11 protein-coding genes and 1 pseudogene are annotated in these 6,670 nt (G+C 52.8%); all 12 read left to right on the top strand.

Going from position 1 to position 6,670, the window contains the following annotated elements:
- Window positions 1–49 precede the first annotated feature (49 nt).
- The gene (locus tag FDW95_RS11855) at window positions 50–913 is read left to right on the top strand and encodes a GTPase family protein (protein ID WP_046694520.1); all 864 of its coding nucleotides are present in this window, start codon (window positions 50–52) and stop codon (window positions 911–913) included.
- Between the two features lie 93 nt (window positions 914–1,006).
- The gene (locus FDW95_RS11850; RefSeq protein ID WP_046694521.1) at window positions 1,007–1,828 is read left to right on the top strand and encodes a DUF932 domain-containing protein; all 822 of its coding nucleotides are present in this window, start codon (window positions 1,007–1,009) and stop codon (window positions 1,826–1,828) included.
- A gap of 215 nt (window positions 1,829–2,043) precedes the next feature.
- A complete protein-coding gene (locus FDW95_RS11845; RefSeq protein ID WP_046694522.1) occupies window positions 2,044–2,745 on the top strand; it encodes a WYL domain-containing protein in 702 nt (233 codons plus the stop codon).
- A gap of 180 nt (window positions 2,746–2,925) precedes the next feature.
- Window positions 2,926–3,615, top strand: a complete 690-nt coding sequence (locus tag FDW95_RS11840) for a hypothetical protein (RefSeq protein WP_130973978.1) — start codon at window positions 2,926–2,928, stop codon at window positions 3,613–3,615.
- A 27-nt stretch (window positions 3,616–3,642) separates the two neighbouring features.
- On the top strand, window positions 3,643–4,116 hold the full coding sequence (locus FDW95_RS11835) for a hypothetical protein (protein WP_115064748.1): 474 nt from the start codon (window positions 3,643–3,645) through the stop codon (window positions 4,114–4,116).
- 77 nt (window positions 4,117–4,193) lie between these two features.
- Window positions 4,194–4,433, top strand: coding sequence for a DUF905 domain-containing protein (locus FDW95_RS11830; RefSeq protein ID WP_046694525.1), 240 nt, complete (start codon window positions 4,194–4,196; stop codon window positions 4,431–4,433).
- Window positions 4,434–4,529: 96 nt separating this feature from the next.
- Entirely contained in the window at window positions 4,530–4,988 is a 459-nt protein-coding gene (locus FDW95_RS11825; RefSeq protein ID WP_046694526.1) for an antirestriction protein, read from the top strand.
- A gap of 15 nt (window positions 4,989–5,003) precedes the next feature.
- On the top strand, window positions 5,004–5,480 hold the full coding sequence (locus tag FDW95_RS11820) for a RadC family protein (RefSeq protein ID WP_115064747.1): 477 nt from the start codon (window positions 5,004–5,006) through the stop codon (window positions 5,478–5,480).
- Window positions 5,481–5,488: 8 nt separating this feature from the next.
- Window positions 5,489–5,710 (top strand): DUF987 domain-containing protein, encoded by a 222-nt coding sequence (locus tag FDW95_RS11815; RefSeq protein WP_071843347.1) that lies wholly within the window; start codon window positions 5,489–5,491, stop codon window positions 5,708–5,710.
- A 17-nt stretch (window positions 5,711–5,727) separates the two neighbouring features.
- A complete protein-coding gene (locus tag FDW95_RS11810; protein ID WP_046694528.1) occupies window positions 5,728–6,045 on the top strand; it encodes a type IV toxin-antitoxin system YeeU family antitoxin in 318 nt (105 codons plus the stop codon).
- Window positions 6,046–6,065: 20 nt separating this feature from the next.
- Window positions 6,066–6,407 carry a TA system toxin CbtA family protein gene (locus tag FDW95_RS11805; RefSeq protein ID WP_046694529.1) on the top strand — a complete coding sequence of 114 codons (342 nt, stop codon included), beginning with the start codon at window positions 6,066–6,068 and terminating at the stop codon, window positions 6,405–6,407.
- Between the two features lie 115 nt (window positions 6,408–6,522).
- Window positions 6,523–6,670 (top strand): annotated as a pseudogene (locus FDW95_RS11800) (restriction endonuclease subunit M); the annotation flags it as partial.

Below are 6,670 nucleotides of genomic sequence, written 5' to 3'. Positions count from 1 at the left end.
AGAATCTCACGATTCTGCCGTTTTTGTATTATTTTTCAGAGGAGTAGTAATGAACAATTCTGAAGGTTTGAAGTCGTTTCACCAATCGCTTTCTGGTCTGCCACAGTGGGCATCAGAGCGGATTCTGCAGCAAATAAACCAGTTAACCGACTACGAGCCAGTGATCGGCATTCTGGGTAAAACCGGGGCGGGAAAGAGTAGCCTTTGCAATGCCTTGTTTGTCGGCGAAGTATCGCCGGTCAGCGATGTGGCAGCCTGTACCCGTGAACCTTTGCGATTTCGTCTGCAAGTCGGTGAGCGGTTTATGACAATCGTGGATCTGCCCGGCGTGGGCGAAAGCGGCGCTCGCGATACCGAGTATGCTGCGCTGTACCGTGAACAGCTTCCCCGACTTGACCTGGTATTGTGGCTGATTAAGGCCGATGACCGGGCGCTGGGAGTGGATGAGCACTTTTATCATCAGGTGATTGGGGAGGCTTACCGGCATAAGGTGCTGTTTATTATCAGCCAGTCAGATAAGACTGAACCCACCAGCGGTAATGGTCAGTTATCCGCAGCGCAGAAGCAGAATATCAGCCGCAAAATCTGCCTGCTGCATGATTTGTTTCAGCCCGTACATCCCGTGTGTGCGGTGTCGGTGCGACTGCAGTGGGGACTGCGGGTGATGGCCGAGCGGATGATAAAGTGCCTGCCGCGCGAGGCCAGCAGTACCGTGGTGGCGCAACTGCAGTCTCCCTTTCGCACAAAAGCAGTCCAGGAAAAAGCGCGTGACGATTTTGGTGAAACCGTCGGGGCGGCGCTAGATTCGGTGAGTGCCCTGCCGCTGATACCGGCTCCGGTGCGGGCAGTCATACGCGCGGTGCGCGATACAGTGGTGTCGGTTGCCCGTACCGTCTGGAACTTCTTCTTCTGAATATTTAATCCTGCCAGTAGTTTTCCGAGCCCTGTCGTCTTCATGCGACGGGGCTTTCTTTTATTTGTTTTCCCTATTATGAGGAATCTGCTTATGACCCGTCTTGCTTCGCGCTTTGGCGCTGCAAATCTTATCCGTCGTGACCGTCCGTTAACCCGTGAAGAGCTGTTTCGCGTGGTACCCAGCGTATTCAGCGAAGACAAACACGCATCCCGTAGTGAACGTTACACGTATATACCCACTATCTCCCTGCTGGACAGCCTGCAGCAGGAGGGCTTCCAGCCGTTCTTTGCCTGTCAGACCCGCGTGCGTGACCCCGGTCGTCGTGAACATACAAAGCATATGCTGCGCCTGCGTCGGGAGGGGCAGATTACCGGTAAGCAGGTGCCGGAAATTATTCTGCTTAATTCACATGACGGCACCAGTTCCTACCAGATGCTGCCGGGATTATTCAGAGCCGTGTGTCAGAACGGTCTTGTCTGCGGTGAGTCGTTCGGCGAGATAAGGGTGCCACACAAGGGGGATGTGGTGAGTCAGGTGATTGAGGGGGCCTATGAGGTGCTGGAGATTTTCGACCGCGTGGAAGAAAAGCGGGATGCCATGCAGTCGTTGCTGTTACCGCCACCTATGCAGCAGGCACTGGCAAAAGCCGCACTTACGTATCGCTTTGGTGAGGACCACCAGCCGGTGACTGAATCGCAGATACTCTCCCCGCGCCGCTGGCAGGATGAGAGCAAGGACCTCTGGACCACTTATCAACGTGTGCAGGAAAACCTGATTAAGGGCGGACTCAGTGGGCGTAATGCTAAAGGTGGACGGACACATACCCGTGCCGTGCGTGGCATTGACGGGGACGTGAAGCTTAACCGGGCACTGTGGGTGATGGCGGAAACGCTGCTCACGCAGCTGCAGTAGCACTTTATGTTGCCATATTGTTAATGTCGGACATCACCTGTTCGCATTGCGACGTAATCGCTGCCCTCGCTCCCCCGGGGATGGTCTGTAACCCCCGCCACAACTGACATTTGCAGAAATGAAAAATAGTTACTGTGATGTCCATACCCTGACCGCGACCCTCTTTAAAGTAATCACATCATTTTCAGTCAGTTAACTTTCGCGGAGAACCTCTCATGACACAGGCAGAACGCCGCCATGACCGGCTGGCAGTCAGGCTGTCGCTGATAATCAGCCGTCTGGTGGCCGGGGAGACGCTGAGCGTGAATAAGCTGGCGGCAGAGTTTGGCGTATCGGTTCGCACGCTGCGGCGGGATTTTCGTGAGCGTCTGATGTACTTGGACCTTGAGTATCAGTCCGGCTACTGCCGCCTGCGTACCGCTGGCAGTGAGATGCAGATGGTGCCGGATGTGCTTATCTTTGCCCACCGCAGCGGGCTGGCCGGGCTTTTTCCGGGTCTTGACCGCCGACTGGTGAATGCGTTGTTGATGTGTGATGAAGCTCCCTGCGTTATACCACCTGCCAGTCCGGCGTCCTCACCGTCAGAGCCTCTGTCATTCTGGCGACTGGTTCAGGCGATTACTGACCGCAGAAAAGTCACGCTGCTTGCTGACGGGCAGCGCTGCGAGCGACTGGCTCCGTGCCGGTTACTCATCCACCAGCAGACCTGGTATCTGATTGCCGAGCATAACGGACATATTGCTGTGTTCACCCTGGATGAAATTCATCTGGTTCAGCCCCTGCAGGAGTCTTTCCGGCGTAACGACAGTTTATGTCGTCTGGCTGAAGACCCGGTGTTCATTCAGGCCTTACCCCATTTTCGATTTATTCAGCAGTCACTGCTTGCGTTTGTTCCGGCTGATAACATGCCGGAATAGCGCAGCTTTTTATCCACCTGGCAGTGAAGAGGAGCTCGATGCTGTTATCGCCAGTATCGTCAAAAACCGGGATATCCAGCCGACTCCTTACCCTGACACTGCCCACTGATGTACCGGCGGGTATTATCCGGGGCATTTATGTATTCAAAAAACTATTCATCTGATTTCAGTAAGGAAAAAATGAAACTGATTAAATTATTACCTCTGCTGGCAATGGTTGCTGGCTCCAGCTTTGCTGCATCACCGGAGAGTACGGTCAAAGCATCAGGCTGTCTGGCAGTAAACGATATGCTTGAGAACCTCAATTCGCGGGAGTCCTGTGTTTCAGTAGATATCACCAGAACATTATCTGAAGGCCGTTATCTGGCGGTTGCTAACCTGAGTAACGGCAACATCTACCCGGTCCGCATGACCCTCAGTGACGGTGTCATTACCGCACGTCCGGATACGGATGAAATTGATAAGCTCAACCAACAGCAGGCGCAAAAGCGCCGGGAAGAGCAGTTACAGAAAAAGCGTGACTACTATAAGGCCCACCCACAAAAAGAGAGCGAGTTTGATAAAGCGAAAAAGGCACATCTGAACCTTACTCAATATCACTCAGCCGCCTGCCGGGCCATTGGCGAAAAAGTATGGGATTCCATTCATGAAAATGTGTCATGCCAGATGATTGAAAATGCGCAGCAGGTCAGTGATACAGAGCAAATGGGAACGGCCATTCTGAGCGGGCCAGGCGCAAGCAAATTTAAGCTCCCGGTGAAGTTCAGCGTGATTCAGGAAGATTTTATCCGTGTTGACGCCGATATAGCACCGGCTGCGCTGGCACAACTAAAGGCACAGATAGAAGCGTATAAAGAAAAACTGAATTAGCGCTAATGAACTGAAAAGGATAACAGTATGAAAATTATACCCTGTTTGCCAGCCCTGCTGTCTCTGCTGGCCCCGGCCTTCACTCATGCAACAGTGACCGAACAACAGTGGGGTGAATGGTACGGCAATACGGGCGGTATGGAGTTTGCACTCAGCAGCGACAATCAGGCCGGAGAGAAGCTGACCATCAGTTGCAGCAATAAAAAGATGGTTGTGGCCTGGCAGCTCCCGAAGGAGGATTACCGCGTCACCTATGATGAAGGAATGAGCAAGGTGTATCTTCTGATAAACAATGAAAAATACTCGCTTGAGAATGAAACACTGCTTTCAGGCGAGGCTGTTCCGGCTAAGGTGGCTTTTGAAGCACTGAAGCACACAGGAGCAAAAGACAAACTGGCTTTCACCGCCTTTCAGTCAGGGGAATCGAAACCGTTCAGTGCCGATGGCTTGCACGATGCGCTGAAAGATATCACCTGGCAGGATTGTCTCGAGCAACCCTGACGGATTTTCACATAATTCATTCGACCAGCCCTGTTGCCCATGTGCAACAGGGCTTTTTACTTTTTAAGGCCATCATCATGCCTGAATCCCCGTTATTACCACCTGGCTCTTTTACCCGGCAGCAGGCCGAATCCATTATGAGTCGTTACCACAACGTCACCATCGAAGATGACCAGACCACGCATTTTCGACTGGTTGTGCGCGACGATGATGGCAGCATGGTCTGGCGTGCCTGGAATTTTGAGCCCGATGCCGGTGCAGGACTTACCCCATATATCCGGCGCTATGGCATCCGCAGGTCGTTACTCACCGACTGACAAACCCCATTCTCGACAACCACCTCCCGGACCATCCTTTATTACCCCACACGCCAGCCATCGCGGCTGGCACCTTTTATTGACGGAGACATTTACATGACAACAGCGACACAGTACGACCTCGTACCCGCTAACGAATCCGATTTCAAACTCACAGTAAAGCAGGTTACCGACGAACAGCGTCTCGATTTCTGGCCGCAGCACTTTGGCTCTATCCCACAATGGATAACGCTGGAGCCCCGCATTTTCGCCTGGATGGACCGCTTCTGTGATGAGTACAACGGTGGTATCTGGTCCTTTTACACGCTCAGCAATGGCGGCGCGTTTATGGCCCCTGATGTTGACAGTGACGATAAATGGCATCTGCTCAACAGCATGAACGGCAATGATGCGGAAATGAGCGCGGAAGCCGCCGGTATCGCTGTCTGCCTGATTGAATACAGCCATCATGCCTGCCGTACAGAGTGTGACGCAATAACCGCGCACTATTACCGCCTGCGGGACTATGCCCTGCAGCATCCTGAAGCTCAGGCCATTCTGCGCATCATCGACTGAACAGAGGGACAACGGATGAAACAGCTTTCCTTTTTACCCGGCGAAATGACGCCACAGGACCGGCGTCTCATTCAGCGGGCGCTCAGGGCTCTGGAGCAGCACCTGCATGAGCCTGGGGTAGCCTTCACCTCCACTCATGCCGTCCGGGAGTGGTTGCGGCTGCATATGGCCGCGCTTGAGCGGGAAGAGTTCCGGGTGCTGTATCTGGACAACCAGAATCAGCTTATTGCCCATGAGACGCTCTTCACCGGCACTATTAACCGTACCGAGGTGCATCCCCGGGAGGTGGTCAAGCGCGCCCTGTATTTCAACGCGGCAGCGGTAATACTGGCGCATAACCATCCTTCCGGCGAGACGACACCCAGCCAGGCCGATAAAACTCTCACGCAGCGACTGGTGCAGGTACTTCAGCTGGTGGATATCCGTGTCCCTGACCATCTGATTGTCGGCGGCAGGCAAATCTATTCGTTCGCTGAACACGGTCTGTTGTGAGGTATTACATGAAAATTATCAGTAAACGCCGGGCAATGACGATATACCGTCAGCATCCTGAGTCCCGAATCTTTCGCTACTGCAGCGGAAAATATCAGTGGCACGGTAGCGTCTGCCATTACACCGGCAGGGACGTGCCGGATATCTCAGGTGTCCTTGCGGTATACGCCGAACGCCGCCAGGACCGCAACGGGCTTTACGCCTGCCTGATGAGTATCACCCTGAACTGACAATAAAGAGGTTATCAATGAGCCACATCACATGGGGCCTGCAGCGGGATATCACGCCGCGCCTGGGAGCTCGTCTGGTGCAGGAGGGCAACCGGCTGCACTACCTGGCTGACCGGGCCAGTATCACCGGTAAGTTCAGTGATGCCGAATGCCGAAAGCTGGATGAAACTTTTCAGCACTTTATCAGCCAGATGGAATTAATGCTGACTACCGGTGAACTGAATCCCCGTTATACCCACTGCATTACCCTGTACCACAATGGTTTCACCTGCGAAGCCGATACTCTTGGTAGTTGCGGCTACGTATACATCGCCATTTATCCCACTCAACGCTAACTAATTTCACGAGAGCAAAAATGAAATTTCAACCTGCAGCAACTTCGCGGGCGGTAAAGCCCTGCCTGTCACCCGTAGCTGTCTGGCAAATGTTACTGACACGCCTGCTGGAACAGTACTATGGCCTGACACTGAACGACACGCCATTCAGTGATGAAACCGTTATACAGAAACATATCGATGCCGGTATCACTCTGATTAATGCCGTTAACTTTCTGGTGGAAAAGTACGAACTAGTACGTATCGATCGCAGGGGTTTTAGCTGGCAGGAACAGTCTCCATACCTTCGGGCTGTAGATATTCTGCGGGCAAGACAGGCAACTGGCTTGTTGCGACAAAGCTGTAACAATGCAGTACGCTGAATATTGCGTACAACCTTCCCAATTTAAATTTCTGATCTTTCTCCCTTGTTTACATATTGCATAATGCGCCTGCCACTACCCGGCGGGCGCGTTTGCTTTTTAAGGACAAAATGTCATGCAAACTGAAGCTGAGGTATTAACCGATCATAGCGAGCTGATTTGCTCGACCAGTATTGAACGCATAGTGACAGGCCGCAATGCAGCACTTAAACAGATAGAACAACTCATTGAGCAGCTTAATGCCATTTCACGGTTAACCTCAG

The organism is Citrobacter sp. wls718 (assembly GCF_005280945.1).
Taxonomy (GTDB): domain Bacteria; phylum Pseudomonadota; class Gammaproteobacteria; order Enterobacterales; family Enterobacteriaceae; genus Citrobacter; species Citrobacter gillenii.
The sequence above is the reverse complement of the archived record's forward strand: the minus strand, read 5'-3'. Positions and strand labels throughout refer to the sequence as shown.